Origin of the sequence: Sulfitobacter sp. G21635-S1 (assembly GCF_027213915.1) — a bacterium.
Taxonomy (GTDB): domain Bacteria; phylum Pseudomonadota; class Alphaproteobacteria; order Rhodobacterales; family Rhodobacteraceae; genus Sulfitobacter.
Genome location: NZ_JAPWGV010000005.1, coordinates 180,379 through 201,478 on the forward strand (window position 1 = coordinate 180,379; position 21,100 = coordinate 201,478).

A 21,100-nucleotide genomic window follows, 5' to 3' on the forward strand; every position below is an offset into this window, starting at 1 on the left:
TATGATTGTCTATGCGATGTTGCAAAATTTGAAGGGACGGCCGGTCGGATGACAGGGGCGCAGCCGTTGCTATTGCTGCTGATCCTGCTCGGCCCGGCAATCGGGTCTTTCCTCGCCGTGCTTGTGGACAGGCTGCCGCGCGGAGAGGATACCGTCCTGCGCGCCTCGGGGTGTCGCAGCTGCGGTGCGGCGCTCAAGGCTTGGCAGATGGTCCCGATCCTGTCGTTTCTGATTCAGCGCGGGCGGTGCAAAAACTGTGGTGCCGCGATACCGTCCTGGCTGCTCTATCTTGAACTGATATGCCTTGGCTTTGGTATTCTGGCTGTCCTGCGCGGCGGTGGCGCGACGGAGGTTGTCTTGTCGGCGGCTTTCCTGTGGCTTCTTGCGGCGCTGGCAACAGCAGACCTGATGTGGTTTCGGCTGTTCGATCCGCTGACGGCAGCGCTGGCGCTGGTGGCCTTTGCCATGGCGCTGGCACCGCAGGGTGTGGGTCTGGAACAGGCCGCTCTGGGCGCGGCGCTGGGCGCGGGCAGTTTCGCCGCCCTGCGCTGGGGCTATTGGCTGTTGCGGCGGCGCGAAGGGCTGGGGCTGGGGGATGTAAAGCTGATGGTGGGGCTCGGGGCTTTTAGCGGGCCATACGACCTGCCGCTTCTGGTTCTGCTTGCGGCGGTCACGGCCCTGGTGGTCGCGCTGGGACAGAGGTTGGTGAACAGACAGTCGCTTGCTGCCGACCGCCCCCTGCCATTTGGCGCTGCCCTCTGTGCCGCTGCGGCGTTGCTCTGGCTGACCGGACCGCAGCTGGCGCCCATGGTCTGGTGAATTGACTTCACGTTCGCGCCGGGTATGGTCGCGGTGCATTTAGAAATTTCGCCTGCAGGACCATTGCTGCGGCACCTGTCCCCTTATCCGAGCGAGCATATGATTTCATTTCAGAATTCCGCAACCCGCCTTCTTTCGGTGACCCTTTTGCTTGCGGGACTGGCTGTACCATTGGCTGCGCAGGACAGCAGCGCCACATCCGACAGCGCGACAGATGAAGCAGCCGCGCCCGCGACCATGACAGAGGTCGAACAGGCGTGGCAACGCGGCGATTTCGTCTTTGTCCGCAGGGGGCTCAAGACCCTGGCCGAGCAGGAGGGCACAGCCCTCGCGCAATATCGCTATGGGCGGGTTCTGCTGGAGGGCACAGGCGGGCCGAGAGACGTGCAGGGCGCCGTCGGCTGGCTTGAGAAAGCGGTCGCGCAGAACAATGCGGATGCCGCCACGCTGCTGGCGCGTGTCTTGCTCAGCAGCAAGGGCGAAGGGAACGCGGAGCGCGCTGCGGAGCTGTTGTCGAACGCCGCGACACGCGGCGATGCCGAGGCGCAATATTACCTTGGGTTGCTTTTGCTGTCCGGCAAAGGGGTGGAACAGGATGTCGGGCGTGCCTTTGACTGGTTTCTCGCGGCAAGCGAGGGCGGCAACATGCACGCGCAATTCGAGCTGAGCAAAGCCTATTCCCGGGGGCAGGGCACCCAAGCAAACCCGCAGGAGGCGCTGCGCTGGCTGGAAGAAGCTGCCGGGGCCGGTTTGCCTGAAGCACAGTATTTTCTGGCCAATGCGCTGGACAATGGCGGCGGGGTGCCCGTGGACAAACAAGCGGCGCTGGACTGGTTTCGTCGGGCCGCCGAGAATGGACAGCCGCAGGCGCAGCGCGAACTGGGTACCAAGTATCTTGTCGGCGCAGATGGTGTGACACCAGACGCGGCAGAGGCCCTGCGCTGGCTTGGTGCCGCGGCAGAGGCGGGCGACCGGTCGGCCATGCACAACCTTGGCATCGGTTATGTCAGCGGTGGTTTGTTGCCGCAGGATTACAACAAGGCGCTCAGGTGGTTCGAACAGGCGTCGGACCTGAACCTGGGCCGATCCACCTTTGCGCTCGGGCAGCTTTATGCAAACGGTACAGGAACGGAACAGGACCTGGCCAAGGCCGTGGCGCTTTATGACAAGGCGGCACAGCAGGGCGAGTTGAATGGCGCGCTGGCAATTTCGCAGATGGCCAAGGCCGGGCTGCTTGACGGTCTGATGTCGCCGCATCAGGCGGTCCCCTGGGTCATGACCGATCTGATCCAGAATGCCGATGCAGAGGCTGAGGCATGGCTCTTGGGCCAGGCGGATGCCGGGGTGCGGATCGCGCAGGTCAACCTGGGAGAATTCTATCTGCAAAAGGAAGGCAAGAAGGCTGAAGGCGTCGACCTGATCCAGCGCGCCGCCATGGCGGGAAGCGTTCCGGCCCAGTTTCAGTTGGGCAACCTGTATGTAACCGGTGACGGGGTCGATCTGGATTATGTCGCGGCGCACAAGTGGCTGAACATCGCGGCCGCCAGTGGACACCCGGAAGCGGCAGAGACAAGGGCGGTTGTCGGTGACCTGATGACGCCGGATCAGATCGCCGAGGCACAGGCCGAGGCCCGCGCGTATTTCGACACGGCGCGGGCGCGCGCCCCGCAGACGGATCAGGTGGTCCGGACCTCTGATCCCGGTGCCTCCGAACCGACAGCGCGCGACTGATGGCGTTCCGTCCGGTACTTCACGCGATCCTTGCCTTGGCACTGGTTTGTTCGGGCGGGTCGGTCTGGGCGCAGACCATGGACAAACTACCGTTGGCCGAGTTGGAAGTGGCGGCAGAGGCCGGGCAGGCCGAAGCGCAATTCGCGCTGGGCATGCGTTACCACAGGGGCGATGGCGCATCGGAGGATTATGCAGCGGCGGCGCGGTGGTTCGCGCTTGCTGCGGCGCAGGGGCATCCGGGTGCCAGCAACCAATTGGCGCGCTACCGCTTCGAGGGGCTGGGCGGCGACAAGGATGTCGAAGAGGCCTTGCGCCTTTTCGAGAGCGCTGCGGCATCTGGTGATCCGCATCATGTCTATGATCTGGCGCGCGCCTTGGAAGTGGTCGGAGACGATATGGGCCGGGTGGCACAGCTTTATCAGCAGGCCACCGACGCCGGCCTGGATGATGCCGCTGTCAGCCTTGGTGTTCTCTACCAGGAAGGGCGTGGGGTCGAGCAGGATTATCTTCGTGCGCTTGAGCTTTACGAGGGTCCTGCGGCGCAGGGCAACGGGCGTGCGTTGAACAATCTGGGGCTTCTTTACGTGCGGGGCACCGGCGTGCCGCAGGATTATGCGCGCGCGGCAGAGTATTTTACCGCTGCAGTCGAATTGGGGCTGCCAACCGCGATGACCAATCTGGGCGTGCTTTACGAGAATGGTTATGGGGTCGAGCTTGATGAAGAGCGGGCGAAGGCGCTGTACCGCGCCGGGGGAAGGCAGACTGAACCCGACGCAGAACAGCAATCTGCCTTGATCTATGATGCGCGGCTCAAACCGCTGGATCTGTCCGAGCAGGTGCTGAAAGATGTGCAATCCCGGGCCTCCGGCGGGGACCCGGTTGCGATGTTCCAACTGGGTTGGGTCTTGCTGCAATCGCCCGATGCGCCGTTTCAAAATCAATTCCAGGCCGCCGCCCTGTTCCGTGCGGCCGCCGAAGCCGGATATGCGCCAGCCATGGCCAATCTCGGCAGCCTTTATTTTCAGGGGAAAGGGGTGCCGCAGGACTTCGTGCTAGGACAGATGTGGATCCTGCGGGCGGCGGCGGGGGGTGTGGAAGAGGCAAAAAACATGAGCGATGGCTACATCAAGCAGATGACAGCGGCGCAGATAAACGAGGCTCAGGCACGCGCCAAAGTGATTCCCTGACCTGCGCGAGTTTCTACCTTAAGTAGAAGATTGACTTCGCCACTGTTCGGGGATCAGTGACAATTGGTTGAAAGCATAACAAAATGCTTCGAAACAAGACGATTTTGAGATAATGTTTGCCTGCGGCGGGCCTTGTTTGATATTTTATTAAACTAGGCAGCTGCGGTCGGTGCGATTTAGCGAAGTTGTATTTCTTTCTTTTAAACGGTCGATGCGAACAATGCGCAAAGCGGCCGAAACTGACAGCCGACCATTGCTGACAAATGATTTCGCGGCATTGACCGCATATTATGAAGGGAAATTAACATGTCTATTACTGTATCCAGAATAAGGGGTAGCACCGCGCTGGCCGCGGGTGCCCTGTTGCTGACATCCGGCATGGCGATGGCGGATATCGTTCAAGCCGACGACGTGATCATTACGCGGTCGCTTTGCGTGGGGTTCGATTGTGCCAACGGTGAGGCCTTCGGTTCCGACACGATCCGGCTCAAGGAAAACAATCTGCGGATCAAGGCGATGGATACGTCCGTTGGCGCTTTCCCGAGCGTGGACTGGCAACTGACTTTCAACGATTCCACGAACGGGGGCGCCAACAAGTTTTCCGTCGATGAAATCGACAGTGGCAGAACGCCGTTCACCATTCTGTCCGGTGCGCGTTCGAACTCGATCTTTGTGAACGGCTCGGGGAAGGTGGGCTTCGGAACTGCGACGCCCGTTGTCGATCTGCATTCCAGGAGTGGCAACACGCCGACTCTGCGTCTTGAGCAGGACACATCCAGCGGGTTTGCGGCGCAAACTTGGGACGTGGCCGGCAATGAGACGAACTTTTTCATTCGTGACGTTTCCAACGGGAGCACATTGCCATTCCGCATCGCGCCCGGCGCTGCAACATCGTCCATCCATATTGCCGGCAACGAAAACGTAGGTATGAGCGCCGGCACAAGCCCCGAAGCATCTTTGCATGTGAAACGGTCCAGCGGTCCTGCGAACCTTTTGATCGAGGCCAACGGCGCGGGCAATGACGCGTCCTTTGCACTGGAAACCGCTGGTGCGGTCGCGGGGACATGGGAATTCCGCGCGCAGGCGGATTCCGGGCGTCTGAACATCGGTGTGGTCGGTGGCAACACACCGATCAAGGTGGACGAAGGCGCGGACAACAACCTGCTGAAGATCGGTGACAATGCCAATTCCGACGCTGTCATCGTCACAGGTCAGATCATCGTCAACGGCACACCGCTGAACGTGCCGGATTACGTCTTCGAACCCGATTACAAGCTCTTGCCGCTGGCAGAAGTCGAGGCGTTCATCGAAGCAAACGGTCACCTGCCGGGGGTTCCTTCGGCGCACAAGATCAATTCAGAACTGCGTTTCAACGTCGTGGACATGCAGCTGAAGTTGCTGGAGAAGGTCGAAGAACTGACCCTCTACACGCTTGAGCAGCAGGCGCTGATTTCAGAGCTGAAAGCGGAAGTCGAAACGCTGAAAAGCGCCAACTGATCAGGGCGAACCGCGAAGATAAAGACAAGCCGCCGCTCCGGTAACGGGGTGGCGGTTTGCGTTTCTGCTGGTGCGCATTGAGGTCGATATCTCAATGGGGTAGCTCTGTTCGGGCAGACCAGAACGCAGTTCAACCCAGGTTTTCACCTTTCACCGCCGACTGTCGTTTGACCACAAGAGATACAGGGCACACATGAACCTTTCCCCCATGAAACTGTCCATTGTCGTGATCATGCACAACATGCGGCGGGAGGCGGCGCGCACGCTGTATTCCCTTAGTCTTGCACATCAGATCGGGGTGAAGCCCGACGACTACGAAGTGATCGTGATTGACAATGGCTCTTCCGCGCCGCTGGACAAGGCCGACGTGACCCGCTTCGGGCCGCAGTTTCAATACCATTTCCACAAAACAGCCAGCAAGTCCCCCGTTGACGCGATCAACCTGGGTGCGCAGATGGCCAAGGGCGAGGTGCTGGCACTGATCGTGGATGGCGCACGCATGGCAACACCCGGCATTTTGCATCACACCCTGTCGGCTTTCACCGCATATCCCGAGGCGGTTGTCTGTGCGCTGTCGTGGCATCTGGGGCCGGATGTGCAACCCAAATCGACGCAGGAGGGGTACAATCAAACGGTCGAAGACGCCTTGCTGGAACAGGCAGCCTGGCGCGGGGACGGGTATCGCCTGTTTGACATATCCACGATAGCGCCCTCGTCCGGCACCGGTTTCTTTGGCGATTTCCCGGTGGAATGCAGCTGGATCGCCCTTTCCCGGGACAGGTTCCTCGACTTGGGCGGCTTCGATCCGGCGTTCCAGTCACCGGGGGGCGGGTTCTGTAACCATGACTTCCGCAACCGGGTGCTGCAACAGCCCGGAGTCGTGCCGGTCAAACTGCTTGGGGAAGGCGTCTTTCATCAGGTGCACGGCGGGATCGCAACCAATGCACCGCCCAGGCAACGTCCGTTGCAGGCCTTTCACGAGGAATACACAGAATTGCGCGGCGCACGCTTTGTCCCCGTGCCGGTTCCAAACCCGATCTATGTCGGGGGTATGCCCGCCGCAGCGTTGCCGTTTCTTAAATGAACGTCCCGACCGCACCCATCACGGCGATCGGGGGGCTGGGTGGCAGTGGCACCCGGGTCGTCGCCGCAATGTTGCGGCAGGCAGGTGTGTTTATCGGCGAGGATCTGAACGGTCCGTTGGACAATCTGTGGTTCACTGTCCTTTTCAAACGTCGCAACTGGACGGACAAGCCGCCGCCCGCGTCGCAGATCGTGACTGCGATCAGGCTGTTCCGGCAGGCGATGACATTCGGCCTTGCTGCAGGGTTGTCGGGACCGGATCAGGCGCTGATCGAGACGCTGCAACGGGACCTGCTGCCAGACGGGACATGGGACAGCGGGGCCAAGATCGCGCAGGCGCGGAACCTGCTGCAAAGCGATGCATCGCCGGTCGCCATGGGCGGGCCATGGGGATGGAAAGAACCGAACACCCATGTCTTTCTGCCATATCTGGATCAGCTGCTGCCGGACTTTCGCTACATCCACATTGTCCGGGACGGGCTGGATATGGCTTTCAGCGGCAACACCTGGCAGGCGCAGAACTGGGGTCATATCCTTGGCCTTTCGCCTGAACCCGATGTGCCGCTGCCCGTACATCAGCTGCGCTACTGGCTGGCCGCGAACCGGCGCGCGCTGACCTATGGCCAGACACGGATGCAGGGCCGCTTCATGGTCATCCGATACGAGGATTTCTGCACCGACCCGATGCGCTATTGGCATCTGATCAAGGCGTTGTCCGGCGGCAATGCGGATTCGATGCCGCCCCCGGATCTGGTGCGTCCGACCACCATCGGACGTGCTGGCACAAACGATCTGTCGGTCATTCCCACCGATCTGCGGCGGGAGGTAGCGGACTTTCAATTGGATTTGGCGAATGCGCGAGATTGAGGTATCTTGCGCACATTGGATTTTTTGAAAATTGAGTTTCACAATGACAGATACATCCGCGCCGACAGGCCCCCACACGCTACGACTTGTCCTGAGTGTTCTGATTGTTGCCGTTCTTGCCTATCTGTTCTGGACCGGATCGCGCTATCCGGCGCTGGACGAAAAGGCGATGATGTCGGGTGCAATCCAGCTTGAAGATTCACTGAGTTTCGAGGCCAAGTTCCCGATCACGGCGGATATGACTCTGCCCCAACGGATTTTCTGGTCCACGCTGAACTGGATCAATACCAACAAGAAGGGCATGACCTTTGGCGTCCTGTTTGCCGCCGCCTTCCTGACGATGATCCCCTATCTGCGACGGCGCAGCTTCAAGGGCGGGTTTGCCAATTCATTTCTGGGCATGGTGATCGGCGCGCCATTGGGCGTTTGTGTGAACTGTGCCGCCCCGATTGCAAAGGGCATGTATTCTGCGGGTCTGCGGGCGGAAACGACCCTCTCTGCGATGATCGCATCACCGACGCTCAACATTGTGGTGCTGACGATGGCGTTTTCGATCCTGCCGTTCTTCATGGCGGTGACAAAGATCGCTTTGAGCCTGCTGGTGATCCTGGTCATCGTGCCGTTGATCTGCCGCACTCTGGCACGGAATGAACTGCCGCAGGACGAGGTCGTTTGCGCGATGAGCCCAGGTGGTGGACTGATGGCGGGAAAGCGGCTGGGCAACAGCCCGGTGGGGGCTGTGGTGAACGTGGCCAAAGAGTATCTGCAGAACCTGTGGTACATCCTCAAGCTGACGGTTCCCCTGATGCTGCTGGCCGGTTTCCTGGGAACGGTGGTCGCCGTGTTGCTGCCGCAGGACATGATTACCGGCCTGTCGTTCTCGTTTCTCGCCCTGATCGCCATTGCGCTGGTCGGGTTGTTCCTGCCGGTGCCGATCGCCTTTGACGTGGTGGTCACGGGGGCATTGCTGAGCGCGGGGCTGTCACATGGATACGTGATGGGGCTGCTGTTCACGCTGGGCACCTTTTCGGTCTATTCCTTCTTTATCGTCTGGCAGGCCATCGGGTTGCGGGCGGCTGGCATGCTGGCCGCCGCGGTCGGCGTGCTGGGGATCATCGCCGGGCTTGGCGCGCAAATCTATTATGACAAGCAATCGGAACGGGCCCTGGACATTCTGTTGCAGGGCAATGCCGCCCCGGTCAACGCGCCGCTCTTTATGGCTGCGGAGGCAGCGGGGACCGATCCCTGGCAGGTCACCAGCGAGGACGCGGACCGGATCACCTTGGCTTCCCAGCCGCTGGCACCGCTTTCGGACTCCGCCGAGACAGGTTTCACCCGGATGGAGGCGAGCACGATTGGCATCGACAAACCTGTCGAGTTTTCCTTTCGCGACATGTGGCCGCCGTTCTGGGAAGGCCGGTCGGTTTCTTCGGGGGATATTGACCGTGACGGCGACCTTGACCTCGCCATCGCCTCCACCGAGGTGGGCCTGTACCTTTACCTGAATGACGGGAAAGGGCAGTTCACGCGGCAGAAGATCGACATGGGGCCGCTGGCCGATATGGCTGTGTTTCAGTCGGCTCTGGTGGATATCGATAATGATGGCTGGCTTGATCTCTTCCTCGGCACCTATCGTCAGGGCAATTACATCTGGCGGAATGCAGATGGGCAGTTCAGCGCGGACAGCCTGCGCCCGGTGCAGGGCCGGGACACGGATATACTGGCTCTCTCGCTCAGCTTTGCCGATGCGGACCGCGATGGCGATCTTGATGTTGCACTGGGGAACTGGGCCGCTGGCTGGTATCGCCGCATTCCGGGTGAGGAATCGCGCAACCGGGTGATCTGGAACGATGACGGCGCGCTTTCGGGAAAGCAATTTACCGATCTTCCGGGATTGCCGGGCGAGACGCTGAGCATCCTGTGGACCGATCTTGACAGTGACGGGGCCACCGATCTGGTGGTCGGCAACGATTTCGACATCCCGGATTATTTCTATCGTGGTGACGGCGCTGGCGGGCTGTCGATGATCGACCACGCCTCGGGGCTGATCCCGCATACAACCACCACAACCATGGCGGTAAAGACGGCGGACCTGTCCAACGACGGCACACCGGAGATCTACCTTGCGCAGATCGCGGGCCGGTCGTCGGGCGTGTCCCGAAAGCTGAAGATGCAGTCGCTGGACCAATATTGCGACGGCATCGCCGATCCCCAGGCCAAGGCCACCTGCGCCAGGAACATGGAGATCAAGACCTGGTACAAGTCCGGCAACAACTTTGACCCGACCTACGCCAGCCGGTGCCAGGAACTGGAAGGACGTTACAAGGACGAATGCCGCGCCATGCTGGTCAAGGACCTTGCGATCCAGAAGGAAGACCCCGGTATTTGCACGCTGATCCCCGTGGGGCAGACCATTCCCCGCGCCTATTGCGATGCTCATTTCATGCCGGTGCGTCAGCCAAAGCCGGAGGAAATCGCCCTGACCCACCCGCAAATCCTGCGGTCCAACGTGCTGCTGTCCTGGGGGGAAAATGCTTATTCCGATCAGGCTGCAGAGGTTGGCCTTGATGTCGGCGGCTGGAGCTGGGACACCAAGATCTTTGATTTCGACAATGACGGCTGGCAGGACGTATACATCGTGAACGGCACCTGGGTGCCCAACGAAGTGTCACCGTCCAACTTGTTTTTCCACAATCAGGGGAACGGCACCTTCAAGGAAGCCTCAGGGCCCTTCGGGCTGGAAGATTACCTGATGACAGCCGCCGCGACCCAGTTCGACATGGACAATGACGGCGATCTTGACCTGCTGACCCACCCCGTCAACGGCCCGCTGGTCGTATTCCGTAACAACAGCCAGACCCGGGGCATCGTGTTCGAACTGGCGGATATGGCGGGCAACCGTGACGGCATCGGTGCCGTACTGCGCCTGACGGATGCAAACGGGCTGACCCAGATGCGCGAGGTGCAGATGGGCGGCGGGTTCATGTCTTTCGATGCGCCGCGCGTGCATTTCGGGTTGGGTGAAACTGGCCGCGCGACAAAGCTGTCGCTGCGCTGGGCAGATGGCACTGAAACCACCATCGAAGGCCAGCTTGACGCAGGCAATATCTACCGGATCAGCCGCACCGCCGGCAACGGTTAGGCTCTGTGCCCCTTGAACTGCGCCAGTGATATGCCTGCGGCTTCCAGCTCTGACCGGACAGCGGCAGCGATCTGAACCGCCTCTGCGGTATCACCATGCAGGCAGATCGTGTCGATCCGCGTCGGGATATGCTTGCCGCTTTCCGTGATGATCGCCCCTGCGCGCACCATCTCGACCATCCGTTTGCCTGCGAGGGCCGCATCGTGGATCACGGCACCGGGCAGGGAACGATCCACCAGAGTGGCGTTGTCGTTGTAGGCGCGATCCGCGAAGATCTCTCCGGCCCAGGCGCAGCCAAGCGCCTCTGCCGCGCTCTGTTGCGCCGTGGCAGAGAGCACCATGACGATGAGGTCGGGGGCCACGCTCAGCGCGGCTTCGTAAAGATCGCGGGCGAGACCTTCATCTTCCGAGGCCATGTTGGCCAGGGCGCCATGCAACTTGAGATGGCGAACCTCAGCGCCCAGGCTGCGGGCCATGCCGACACTTGCGCCAACCTGGTAGCGGATCTGGTTCTGCAAGGTGGCGCGCGGCACCGACATGCGGTTGCGGCCAAACCCGGCGATGTCCATAAAGCCGGGATGCGCGCCGATGCCGACCCCGTTGTCATGGGCAATGCGCATGGTCGCGGCCATCACATCGGCATCCCCGGCATGACCGCCACAGGCGATATTGGCAGAGGTGACGATATCCAGCAGGGCCGCATCGTCACCCATCTTCCAGGCACCATAGCTTTCGCCCATGTCGGCGTTCAGATCGACGGATGGCATGTCATGTTCCCTCTTCAAATGGGTTTGCATTGGCAGATACGGCGCCGCCAATCAGTTGATAGGACAGCAGATCGCGCATTTCAGCAGGATTGCGGACCAATGGATAGCGTTTGCCGGGCAGGGCAGTCAGCTCGGCGGCGGCACGCTTTTCGATGGCGATGGCTTCTTCCAGCGACACGAAGGCGAACCGGATTGCGGCACCTGCCGGGGCCTGGGCGATGCGGGGCAGATCGGCTGGCAGCACGGTGGCAATGCGCGGATAGCCTCCGGTTGTCTGGCTTTCGCACATCAGCACGAAGGGCGCACCGTCACCGGTGATCTGGATATCCCCCTGCACGATCACTTCCGAGACGATGCTGAGCTGACCGTCAGAAAAGAACCCCTCACCGTCGCTGTCCATCCGGACACCCTGCCGGTTTGCGCGCGGATCGCGTCTAAACGTCGTCCGGGTGAAACGCGCGCGGGTATCGGCGTTGAAATGAACGGTCTGCATGCTTTCCACCACATGTACCGTACCGCCGTCGAAGCGGTTGTCGCGTGGCAGCGCCATGCCGGTCTCCGACCCCTTGTCAGGCCCGATGGCCAGCGTGTCGCCGGATTTCAGTGCCGCCCCCAGACCGGCGCTCAGGTGGCTGGACCGCGACCCCATCAGTTCCGGCGTGGCAAGCCCGCCGCCGATATGCAGGTAACCATAGGTGCCGCCCGTCGCCCCGCCGATGGTCAGCTTGGCACCGGCGGGCAAAAGGTGGCTGGCATTCCAGACAATCGCGGCCCCGTCGATATTGGCGGTCATCGCCGCCCCGGTCAGCGCGATGCGCAGGTCGGTGTCGCTGGTGAACGTGCCGCCTGCGCCGATCATCTCGATCGCGGCCCCCGCCGACTGGCGGAGCAGGGCAGCCCCTTCGTGCAGGGCGATGGGGTCGGCGGCGCCGCCCCTGGTCAGCCCCTGCGCGCGGTATCCCGTGCGACCGAAATCCTGAATGCTCAGCGCCGGACCGGCCTGCACAACGGTCAGTGTCGCGCTCATGCCAGGACCTCCCTGCTTGCGCCGCCATCGCCGGATTGGTCCTTGCTGCGGATCTTCTCCAGCTCGGCGGGCTCAATCGCGGGAAAACACAATTCGTCCCCCGGTGAGAGGGCAAAGGCATCCTCGCTTTCTGGGCGGAAGGTGCGGAACGCGGTCTGTCCGATATGGCGCCATCCGGTGGGGGAGGCATTGGTGAACAGGACCAGCTGCCGGATCGCGATGATCAGCGCCCCGGCGGGGACCGACTTTGACAGGGCCTGCTGGCGGGGGATGTTCCAGGTCTCGCTCAGTTCGCCCAGGTAGGGCTGGCCGGGGGCGAAACCGATGGTCAGCACCCGCACACGCGCGCCCGAGATCTGGCGGATCGCCTCGTCCGGGTCGACACCGGCGACTTCGGCGGCCTCTTCAAGCTGCGGCGCAAGATCGGTGCCGTAGACGGTAGGAATGTGCCAAAGGGTCCGCCCCGGTGGCAGGTCGGCCTTGTACCAGTCGCGGCTGGTCAGCAGGTCGCGCAGGCGTTCCGTCATTTCCTCTGCCGGGGTCACGGCAAGGTTGACCTGCAGAAAGGTGGAGACAAGGGAGGTGCTTGTCTCGGTCACCTCCGGCCAATCCGCGTCCTCGATTGCCGCGCGCAGGGCGAGTGCGGCGCGGTTGGCGGGTTCGGTCATCGCTTCGGCGAAGGTGACAAGGATCCCGGACAGCCCGACGCGGCGGATTTGCGGCCAGTCAGTCATCGCAGAGCATCTTTCGGTAGAGGCGGGGCAACAGGATCGGCGTGAGATACATCGGCACCTGCCAGCAACCGACGAAGACCAGCAGCGGTGCCAGCACATCGGCCGGGAGCGCCACGAGGAACAGCGCGATGTTGCGGGTGCCTGCGCCAATGGCCAACGGCCCTGCGACGGGTCGCAGGCGGGTGTGTCGCAGGGTCAGCAGCACCGCGATCTGCAAGCCATAGCTGATTGCGAAGGCCAGCAGCATCCACAGGGCGACCAGCCCCGGTGTCGTGCGCAGCGCCGGGTTGAGCGCGGCCATCAGCCCGATGACGATGATCGAAAACGCCAGGGTGGATGCGCCATCCATCGCCTTGATCTGGGAGGGTGTCGGCGCGCGGAGCAGCCAATGTCTGAGCGCGAAGCCCAGACCGGTTGAGACGATGATCACCAGGAGCAACCGAAATGACGAGGCGAGGACGGCCTGTGCCGGGCCGAGCTGCGGTATCAGCGCGAGGATGGGCAGCACGGTCAGCGGAAAGGCTGCCGTGCCCAGGACGAGGATCTGCATCGTCCGCCCGGCGTCCTGTTTCATCATCAAGGCCAGGTTCGGTGACCCCGATATGGCAGGAGCCGCGCAGGTCAGCACCAGCGCAAGCGCGCCGGGTGTATTGTGCAATCCGAAGGGAACGAGACAGGCGTAAAGCGCCAGCGGCAGGGCCAATTGCAGCAGGGCAATCGCGCCCAGCCCCCAGCGCAGGTCCCGCACCGCGCCCAGGGCCGCGCGCCGTCCGATGCGCAGCGCGGTCAGCAGAAGGAGCAGCGCCACCATCTCGGCCAGCCAGGGATAAAGCGCGCGGGCGAGCCCCGGCAGCAGCAGCCCCGCCGCAAGCCCGGCGATCAGGCAGGCGCGGGCATGGGTTGCCACCAGATGAAGAAACCGGATCAAGGCAAGTCCTCATGACGGCCCCTGGCGCAGGTTGTCAGGCAGCCAGGTGGCGATGTCGGGGAAGAAGATGAGGACAAAGACCATCACCACCATGATCGCGAACATCGGCAGGGCGGCCCTGGTAATGTATCCCATTTCGTGATCGGTCATGCCTTGCAGGACGAACAGGTTGAACCCGATGGGCGGTGTGATCTGTGCCATCTCGACCACGACCACGACGAAGATGCCGAACCAGATCAGGTCGATGCCCGCGCCGCGCACCATCGGCTCCACCACCGCCATGGTGAGCACGACCGAAGAGATCCCGTCAAGGAACATGCCCAGCACGATGTAGAACACCAGCAGCGCCATCAGCAGCTGGAACCGCGTCAACTCCATCGCCGCGATGCCGTCGGCCAGGGCGCGGGGCAGGCCGGTAAAGCCCATCGACAGCTTCAGAAAGGCCGCCCCCGCGAGGATCAGCGCGATCATGGCAGAGGTGCGCATCGCCCCCATCAGGCTTTCGCGGAAGCTGTCCCAGTTGAGCGACCCCTGGAACAGCGCCAGCACCAGGGCACCGATGACCCCGATTGCCGCAGCCTCGGTCGCGGTGGCAAAGCCGAGGTACATCGACCCGATCACGACGGTGATCAGCGCAAAGACCGGCAGCAGGAACCGCGAATTGGCCAGCTTCTGCGCGAAGGTCATGGAGGGTTCGGCGTTGGGTTTCCAGTCCTTTGACGTCAGCGCAGTGAAAGCGACATAGGCCATGAACATCAGGGCGAGGATGAGGCCGGGAAAGACGCCGGCGAAGAACAGCTTGGTGATGCTTTCGTTCACCGTCACCCCGTAGACGATCAGGGCGAGAGACGGCGGGATCATCAGGCCCAGCGTGGCCGCACCGGCCAGCGTGCCGATGATCATCTTTTCGGGATAATTCCGGCTGCGCAACTCGGGGATCGACATCTTGCCCACGGTCGTCAGCGTCGCGGCCGATGACCCCGAAACGGCGGCAAAGACGGTACAGCCGACAATATTGGTATGGACCAGTCCGCCGGGCAGGCGTGCGAGCCAGGGGGCGAGACCCTTGAACATGTCCTCGGACAGGCGCGTTCGGTACAGGATTTCACCCATCCAGATGAACAGGGGCAGGGCGGTCAGTGTCCAGGAGCTGGACGAGGCCCAGATCGTGGTGATCATCGTGTCGCCGACGGGGCGCGTGGTGAAAAGCTCCATCCCGACCCAGGCGACACCCATGAGGGCCAGACCGACCCAGACGCCGGTGCCCAGCAGGAAGAACAGGACAAAGAGGAAAAGCGTGATGGCGTAGACTTCGGTCATGGCATCATTCTCCGAAGCTTTGATCGACAAGGTCGCGGCTGAGGCGGTGATTGCCCCGAAAGACGACATGCAGCAGGTTGTCGGTCAGCGCGATGGCAAGGATCGCGCCACCGATGACCATGACCGACTGCGGCATCCAAAGCAGGGTGGCGTCCTGATCCTGGCTGACCTCCTTGAACTTCCACGACCAGTAGACGAACCAATAGGCGTAATAGGTGAAATACCAGGCAATTGCCGCCGCAAGGCCGAAGCACCAGATTTCCAACAGGCGTTTCGGCCCTTTTGAAAGCGTGTTCAACAGGATCGAAACGCGAATGTGCGCGCCGCGGTTCAGCGCATTGGCGAAGGCAAGGAAACTGGCACCGGCCATCGCATATCCGGCATAGCTGGCGGCGCCCGGAAAGACGGCACCGGTCCATCGCGCGACCATCTGCGCCACGATCAGCAGCAGAATTGCCACAAGGCAAAGAGCAGCCACAGCCCCCGCCGCAACGTAAAGTCCATCCAGCGTTCTGCGCAGTGCTGTCATCTGACCCGCCTCCTTGTGCGAACAGGAAAGGCGGCCCGTTGAAGGGCCGCCCGAGGTGTCGTGATCAGTTCATGGATTTGTAGGTATCGACCAGCGTCTTGCCGTCTTCACCGGCCGCTTCCAGCCATTCGTTGGTCATGGTTTCACCAATCTCGCGCAGGCCCGACATCAGCTCTTCGCTGGCGGGTTGCACGATCATGCCGCCCTCTTTCAGACCATCATAGGTGAACTGGGTGTAGTCCTTGGACTTCTGCAAGCCGCGCGCTTCGGCTTCGGAAGCGCAGTTGTTGATCACTTCCTTGTTGGCGTCCGAAACACCCGACCAGACATCCGCGTTCACCATGACGTAGTTGCGCGGCAGCCAGGCGTCTACTTCGTAGAAGTGTGTCAGGCTTTCCCAGACCTTCTGGTCATAGCCCGTCGCGCCCGAGGAAATCATCGATTCCGCCACGCCGGTCGCAAAGGCCTGGCTGACCTCGGCGGCTTCGATGGTCACGGGGGCCATGCCCGTCAATTCAGCCAGACGCGCGGTGGTGTTGTTGTAGGACCGGAACTTCACGCCCGCCATATCGTCCACGCTGTTCACTTCTTTCTTGAAGTAAAGACCCTGCGGCGGCCACGGCACGTTGTAGAGCAGGTGCAGTCCCTGCTCCTCCAGCAGTGCTTCGATCCCGGGCTTGGCAGCCTCCCACAGTTTGCCACTGTCATCAAAAGAGGGGGCGAGGAACGGGATGCTGTCAAAGCCGAACAGGGCGTTTTCGTTCTGGTGGCCGGACAGCAGCCGCTCGCCGATCTGGACCTGGCCGGTCTGGATCGCGCGTTTGATGTCGGCGCCGGCAAAGAGCGCACCGCCGGGGTGAACGGTGATTTCGATCTCGCCGCCTGTGCCGTCGGTCACGCATTTGGCGAACTCGACGCCGTTTTCGGAGTGGAAGTTTGATGCCGAATAGGCCATCGGCATGTCCCATTTCTCTGCTGCGAATGCGGGCAGGGCGGTGCCAAGTGTCAGGGCGGCTGTTGCCGCTGTTGCCATCAGTTTCTGTGTGCGTTTCATTTTTTCGTCTCCCGGTTGGTTTTTAATGGCGCTATTTGAAGCGCTGAGGATGGTAGGGGGCAAGGTCGGTGTTGACCGGTTGCCCTGCGATCAATCCGGCGACCAGTCGGCCCGTTTTTGGACCACCCGTCAACCCGATGTGATGATGCCCGAAGGCGGTAAAGACCCGGCTTTGTCCAATCTCGCCGATCAGGGGCAGGCTGTCGCTGGGGGCGGGTCTGTGCCCCAGCCATTCGATTTCACCGGTGGCGCTGAGCCCGGGAAAGGCGCGCTGGACCTGGCGGCGCAGTAGGTCAAGCGGCGCGCGCGAAGGTCCGGCCTCCAGCCCGCCAAATTCCAGGATACCGGCGCAGCGCAGACCTTGTTCCATGGGGGTCGCCACGAATTTCCCGCTGGCAATCATCGTAGGCTGACGGGGTCCGCCTGTCGCGCCCTCAAAGACCACATGATAGCCGCGTTCGCTTTCCAGGGGCACTTTCAGCCCCAGCTTGGCCATCATCGGTTTCGACCAGACGCCGGTTGCCAGCACAGCGGCGTCGCAAGGGATGGTGCCCGTGCTGGTTTGCACGCCGGTGATCTTCCCATCCGTCAGGTCAAAATCCGTGACCTCGGCTTGCATGATCTTGCCGCCACGATCCGCAAGGGCTTTGGCCAGCGCCTGTACATAGCCGCCCGGGCTGCGGATGAAACCGTGGTCTTTCATCACCGCCAGACAGGTGATGTCCGGGCCCAGGGCGGGGTCATATTCCTGCACCGCCGGCCCTTCGATCAATTCGGGTACGAAACCGGCTTCTTTGCGCAGCTCCCATGCGTATTTGTCCGCCGCGAATGCGGCGCGGTCGCTGTAGGCAAAGCAGTAGTCACTGTCGGTCACCCAGTCGCCAAGACCCAGTTCGCCACAGAGGCTCTTGTGCTGTTCGACGCTGTCGCCGACGATCGGGGTCAGTGCCTTGGCGATCCGTCGGGTGTCGGTATCGTTGGCATTCGCCATGTAGCGACGCAGCCATGGCAGCAGCCGGGGCAGGTATGACCACCGCAGGAACAGCGGGAAATTGTTGTTGAGCAGCATCATCGGGGCCTTGTGCAGCAGGCCGGGCGCGGTGACAGGCACCATGGAGCATGACGCCAGCACCCCTGCGTTGCCATGAGATGTGCCGGTGCCGGGCAGGCCCCGGTCGATGACCGTCACCTCAACACCCGCCCGGCGCAGCCAGATCGCGGTCGATATACCAACAATGCCTGCGCCGATCACGACGATTTGGCGGCTCATTTGGCGGGCTTTCGGGTCATGAATGTCGTGCCTTTGATTCTCTCGGAGCATCATTACACGAATTCACAAAACATCAACAAAATGTTTGTAAAATGTCATCGTTGGACCAGCCGGGGCATCCTCATGTCGGTATCCGATGTGATTGCGGAGCGGGCAAGGAGGGTTTTGACGGTCAGCCGCGTGCGTCTTGCAGGATCATGTCGCTGGCCTTTTCACCGATCATGATCGCAGGTGCATTGGTGTTGCCGGAAACGATTTCCGGCATGATGGAGCAATCCGCAACGCGAAGCCCCGCGATGCCGTGGACCCGCAGGCGCGCGTCGACCACCGCGTCCTTGCCATCGCCCATCTTGCAGGTGCCGGTGGGGTGATAGATCGACGCGCTGTTGCTGCGTGCCCAGTCGAGGGTGGCATCGTAATCGTCCATCGGCAGGCTGGCGTCGGGGCGGTATTCCTGTGAAATCTTGCTGGTCAGGGGGGCATGGCGTGCAATGCGCCTGGCGATGTTGACGCCTTCCACGACGGTCCGGCAATCGGTGTCCGTGCTCAGATAATTCGGAATGATCCGGGGATAGTCACGTGGTCTGGCGGAGTTCAGCCTGATCTCGCCCCTGCTTTCAGGGCGCAGCTGGCAGACCGACATGGTAAAGGCCGAGAACCTGTCGGCCCCCTTGCCGGGGTTCTCTGCTGACAGGGGCTGAACGTGGAATTGAATATCGGGGGTTTCCAGATCTTCGCGGGTCTTGAGAAAGCCGGTCGCGAGGCTGGCTGCCATCGTCATCGGCCCAGCCCGGAACATCAGATACTTCAACCCGATGCGCGCCTGCCCCATCAATGTGCTGACCTCATCGTTCAGGGTCGGCTCATTACATTTGTAGACCAGCCGTGCCTGCAGGTGATCCTGCAGGTTCTTGCCCACGCCGGGCAGGTCATGGGCCACCGTGAGCCCGTGTTCGGAAAGCTGATCCGCCTCGCCGATACCGGAGAGCATCAGCAGCTGGGGTGAATTGATGGCCCCGCCCGAAAGCACGATTTCGCGGTCGGCGGTTACTGTTTGAGGCCTGCCGGCGCGGTCGGTATAGCGCACTGCGGTGGCGCGGCGTCCGTCCAGCAGGATGCGGTCCACCTGCGCATGGGTGACAATCCGCAGGTTCGGCCGCTTCTTGACCGGGTTCAGATAAGCCACCGCGCTCGAACAGCGCCGCCCGTTCTGTGATGTCAGTTGAAAAAAGCCGACACCCTCCTGGGTCGCGCCGTTGTAGTCGGGGTTGAATGGATAGCCTGCCGCCTGTGCCGCCGCGACCCAGGCGTCGGTGATCGGGCGCTGGATGCGCATGTTGGAGACCGACAGCGGCCCCTTGTCCCCGTGAAAGGCATCGGCACCGCGTTCATTGTTCTCGGCCCGCTTGAACAGCGGCAGAACGTCGTCCCACCCCCAGCCCGTGTTGCCCATCTGACGCCAGCGGTCATAGTCCTGCGGCTGTCCACGGACGTAGAGCAATCCGTTGAGCGAGGAAGAGCCGCCCAGCACCTTGCCGCGCGGCCATTCGATGGACCGCCCGTTGAGGCCTGGATCGGGTTCGGTCTTGTAACACCAGTCAACGGAGGGATTGTGGATCGTCTTGAAGTAGCCGACCGGGATGTGGATCCAGGGATTGAGATCGCGCCCGCCCGCTTCGAGCAGGATCACGGAGTTCTTCGGGTCCGCGCTAAGACGATTGGCCAGCACACATCCGGCTGAACCCGCCCCGATCACAATATAGTCCGCTTTCATGCCACTGCTCCTCCGCACGTTGAAGAAATTTGTATACAGATGCGCGTTTCCATACTAGTGTTTTTTGAAACAAAAAGTCTCAATAATTGACAATAGCACTTGAATGGGAGGAACCAAAATGAGTGTTCAGGAGAAACTGAAAGGCATTTCCCGTCGTGATTTGTTCAGGTTGGCTGGGCAGTACGGCATGTCGTCGACCCTGCTTGCGGCGGGTACTTTCGGCGGCGCGATGAGCCTCGGCAATCTCGCGAAAGCTGCCGAATCGACCTATGAAAAGCGGTTCGCGAAAGAGCCCAAGGTCACGTTCAAGTTCGGTGCTTCCGGGTTCAACGCCCGCAACCTGCTGATCGAACGTGCCGGTTGTCTGGAATTCGCCCGCGATCTGGAAAGCCGGACGGATGGGGAGATCCGGGTCGAATTCATCGGTGACAACCAGATCTGCGGCCAGACCTCCTGTGTGGAGAAGGCGCAGCAGGGCATCGTGGACATCTACGCTGCCTCGACACAGAACTCCGCCGGTGGCGCGCCTTATCTCAACGTGCTGGACTATGCCTATATGTTCCCGTCCCGCGCGGCGCAGTACCATTTCCTGTATAGCCCGGAGTCGGTCAAGCTGCTGCGCGATCCCTATGAGAAGCGTCACGGGCTGAAGTTCCTGTTCAGCCATTGCGAGCTGCGCGGCATCCAGATGGGGCTGGGCTGGCAGGACAAGCCCGCCATCACCAAACTGGAGGAAATGTTCGGCACCAAGAACCGCGTGACCGGAACCCAGCTGGGCCGCATCGCGATGCAGGCGCTGAACCTCAACCCGGTGCCGGTGGCCTGGGAAGAGACACTTGACGGTCTCAAGCAGGGGCTGATCGACGGGGCGGAGACATGGGCCTCGGCCGTGGCCTATGCCAATATGTCGCCCGTGGTGTCGCAGTCGGTCGACCTCAAGTTTTTCTGCGGAACGGAGCATACCGCCATGTCCGTCGCGGCCTTCGACAGCCTGGATGGTGCGCTGCAGGACGCGGTGATGGAATCGGCCTATCTGACGCAGGTTCACGTGCAGGCCGCGAACGAGGCCGCGCTGGTCAAGACCGTCGGTTTCTCTGACCCGCAGCTGCCCGGCACGATCTTTGCCGAGAACAACGTGCGCAACGTCTTCCTGCCCGACGATCAGATCAAGTTGGCCGAGGAAATGTGTTCGCCCCAGTATCAGCCACAGCTTTGGGAAGAATGGCGGGAGCGTCTGAACGGTTGGGCCGGTGGTCTGGATACCTATCAGGAAATCTATGACATTGCCCGTCAGATCCCCGTCGATACACTGCCTGAAAACGTGGAGCCGCGGCGCTGGTGGAAGGCCTGAACCCGGCCGACACGTAACGA

Annotated in this window: 17 protein-coding genes; 8 read left to right on the plus strand and 9 right to left on the minus strand. The window is 61.7% G+C overall.

Annotated elements, in window-relative coordinates:
• Window positions 1-48: 48 nt before the first annotated feature.
• The 7 genes from O4H53_RS07720 to O4H53_RS07750 all read left to right on the plus strand — a co-directional run bounded on the left by O4H53_RS07720 (window position 49) and on the right by O4H53_RS07750 (window position 10,326).
• The gene (locus O4H53_RS07720; protein ID WP_269362672.1) at window positions 49-819 is read left to right on the plus strand and encodes a prepilin peptidase; all 771 of its coding nucleotides are present in this window, start codon (window positions 49-51) and stop codon (window positions 817-819) included.
• Window positions 820-957: 138 nt separating this feature from the next.
• Window positions 958-2,550 (plus strand): SEL1-like repeat protein, encoded by a 1,593-nt coding sequence (locus O4H53_RS07725; protein WP_269362673.1) that lies wholly within the window; start codon window positions 958-960, stop codon window positions 2,548-2,550.
• Window positions 2,551-2,627: 77 nt separating this feature from the next.
• Window positions 2,628-3,737: an SEL1-like repeat protein gene (locus tag O4H53_RS07730; protein WP_269362675.1), complete on the plus strand. Its 1,110-nt coding sequence runs from the start codon at window positions 2,628-2,630 to the stop codon at window positions 3,735-3,737.
• Window positions 3,738-4,043: 306 nt separating this feature from the next.
• Window positions 4,044-5,234 (plus strand): hypothetical protein, encoded by a 1,191-nt coding sequence (locus O4H53_RS07735; protein WP_269362676.1) that lies wholly within the window; start codon window positions 4,044-4,046, stop codon window positions 5,232-5,234.
• A gap of 193 nt (window positions 5,235-5,427) precedes the next feature.
• Window positions 5,428-6,318 carry a glycosyltransferase family A protein gene (locus tag O4H53_RS07740; protein WP_269362678.1) on the plus strand — a complete coding sequence of 297 codons (891 nt, stop codon included), beginning with the start codon at window positions 5,428-5,430 and terminating at the stop codon, window positions 6,316-6,318.
• The gene (locus O4H53_RS07745) at window positions 6,315-7,184 is read left to right on the plus strand and encodes a sulfotransferase (RefSeq protein ID WP_269362680.1); all 870 of its coding nucleotides are present in this window, start codon (window positions 6,315-6,317) and stop codon (window positions 7,182-7,184) included. The genes O4H53_RS07740 and O4H53_RS07745 overlap by 4 nt, the downstream gene beginning before the upstream one ends.
• Window positions 7,185-7,227: 43 nt before the next feature.
• Window positions 7,228-10,326 (plus strand): FG-GAP-like repeat-containing protein, encoded by a 3,099-nt coding sequence (locus O4H53_RS07750; RefSeq protein ID WP_269362682.1) that lies wholly within the window; start codon window positions 7,228-7,230, stop codon window positions 10,324-10,326.
• On the opposite strand, the gene O4H53_RS07755 is transcribed toward O4H53_RS07750, so the two are convergent.
• The 9 genes from O4H53_RS07755 to O4H53_RS07795 all read right to left on the minus strand — a co-directional run bounded on the left by O4H53_RS07755 (window position 10,323) and on the right by O4H53_RS07795 (window position 19,729).
• Window positions 10,323-11,093 (minus strand): LamB/YcsF family protein, encoded by a 771-nt coding sequence (locus O4H53_RS07755; protein WP_269362683.1) that lies wholly within the window; start codon window positions 11,091-11,093, stop codon window positions 10,323-10,325. The two genes, O4H53_RS07750 and O4H53_RS07755, sit on opposite strands and share 4 nt — an antisense overlap.
• 1 nt (window position 11,094) lies before the next feature.
• Window positions 11,095-12,120: a biotin-dependent carboxyltransferase family protein gene (locus O4H53_RS07760; protein WP_269362684.1), complete on the minus strand. Its 1,026-nt coding sequence runs from the start codon at window positions 12,118-12,120 to the stop codon at window positions 11,095-11,097.
• On the minus strand, window positions 12,117-12,854 hold the full coding sequence (locus tag O4H53_RS07765) for a 5-oxoprolinase subunit B family protein (RefSeq protein ID WP_269362686.1): 738 nt from the start codon (window positions 12,852-12,854) through the stop codon (window positions 12,117-12,119). The genes O4H53_RS07760 and O4H53_RS07765 overlap by 4 nt, the downstream gene beginning before the upstream one ends.
• On the minus strand, window positions 12,847-13,782 hold the full coding sequence (locus O4H53_RS07770; protein WP_269362688.1) for a hypothetical protein: 936 nt from the start codon (window positions 13,780-13,782) through the stop codon (window positions 12,847-12,849). Before O4H53_RS07770 ends, O4H53_RS07765 begins: the two co-directional genes overlap by 8 nt.
• A 9-nt stretch (window positions 13,783-13,791) precedes the next feature.
• A complete protein-coding gene (locus O4H53_RS07775; protein ID WP_269362689.1) occupies window positions 13,792-15,102 on the minus strand; it encodes a TRAP transporter large permease in 1,311 nt (436 codons plus the stop codon).
• A gap of 4 nt (window positions 15,103-15,106) precedes the next feature.
• A complete protein-coding gene (locus O4H53_RS07780) occupies window positions 15,107-15,631 on the minus strand; it encodes a TRAP transporter small permease (RefSeq protein ID WP_269362691.1) in 525 nt (174 codons plus the stop codon).
• Window positions 15,632-15,695: 64 nt separating this feature from the next.
• Window positions 15,696-16,685, minus strand: a complete 990-nt coding sequence (locus tag O4H53_RS07785; RefSeq protein ID WP_269362692.1) for a TRAP transporter substrate-binding protein — start codon at window positions 16,683-16,685, stop codon at window positions 15,696-15,698.
• A gap of 31 nt (window positions 16,686-16,716) precedes the next feature.
• Window positions 16,717-17,955 carry an NAD(P)/FAD-dependent oxidoreductase gene (locus tag O4H53_RS07790; RefSeq protein ID WP_269362693.1) on the minus strand — a complete coding sequence of 413 codons (1,239 nt, stop codon included), beginning with the start codon at window positions 17,953-17,955 and terminating at the stop codon, window positions 16,717-16,719.
• Window positions 17,956-18,127: 172 nt separating this feature from the next.
• On the minus strand, window positions 18,128-19,729 hold the full coding sequence (locus tag O4H53_RS07795; RefSeq protein ID WP_269362695.1) for a GMC family oxidoreductase: 1,602 nt from the start codon (window positions 19,727-19,729) through the stop codon (window positions 18,128-18,130).
• A gap of 118 nt (window positions 19,730-19,847) precedes the next feature.
• On the opposite strand from O4H53_RS07795, the gene O4H53_RS07800 reads away from it, so the two are divergent.
• The gene (locus tag O4H53_RS07800; protein ID WP_269362697.1) at window positions 19,848-21,080 is read left to right on the plus strand and encodes a TRAP transporter substrate-binding protein; all 1,233 of its coding nucleotides are present in this window, start codon (window positions 19,848-19,850) and stop codon (window positions 21,078-21,080) included.
• The last annotated feature ends 20 nt before the right edge of the window (window positions 21,081-21,100 follow it).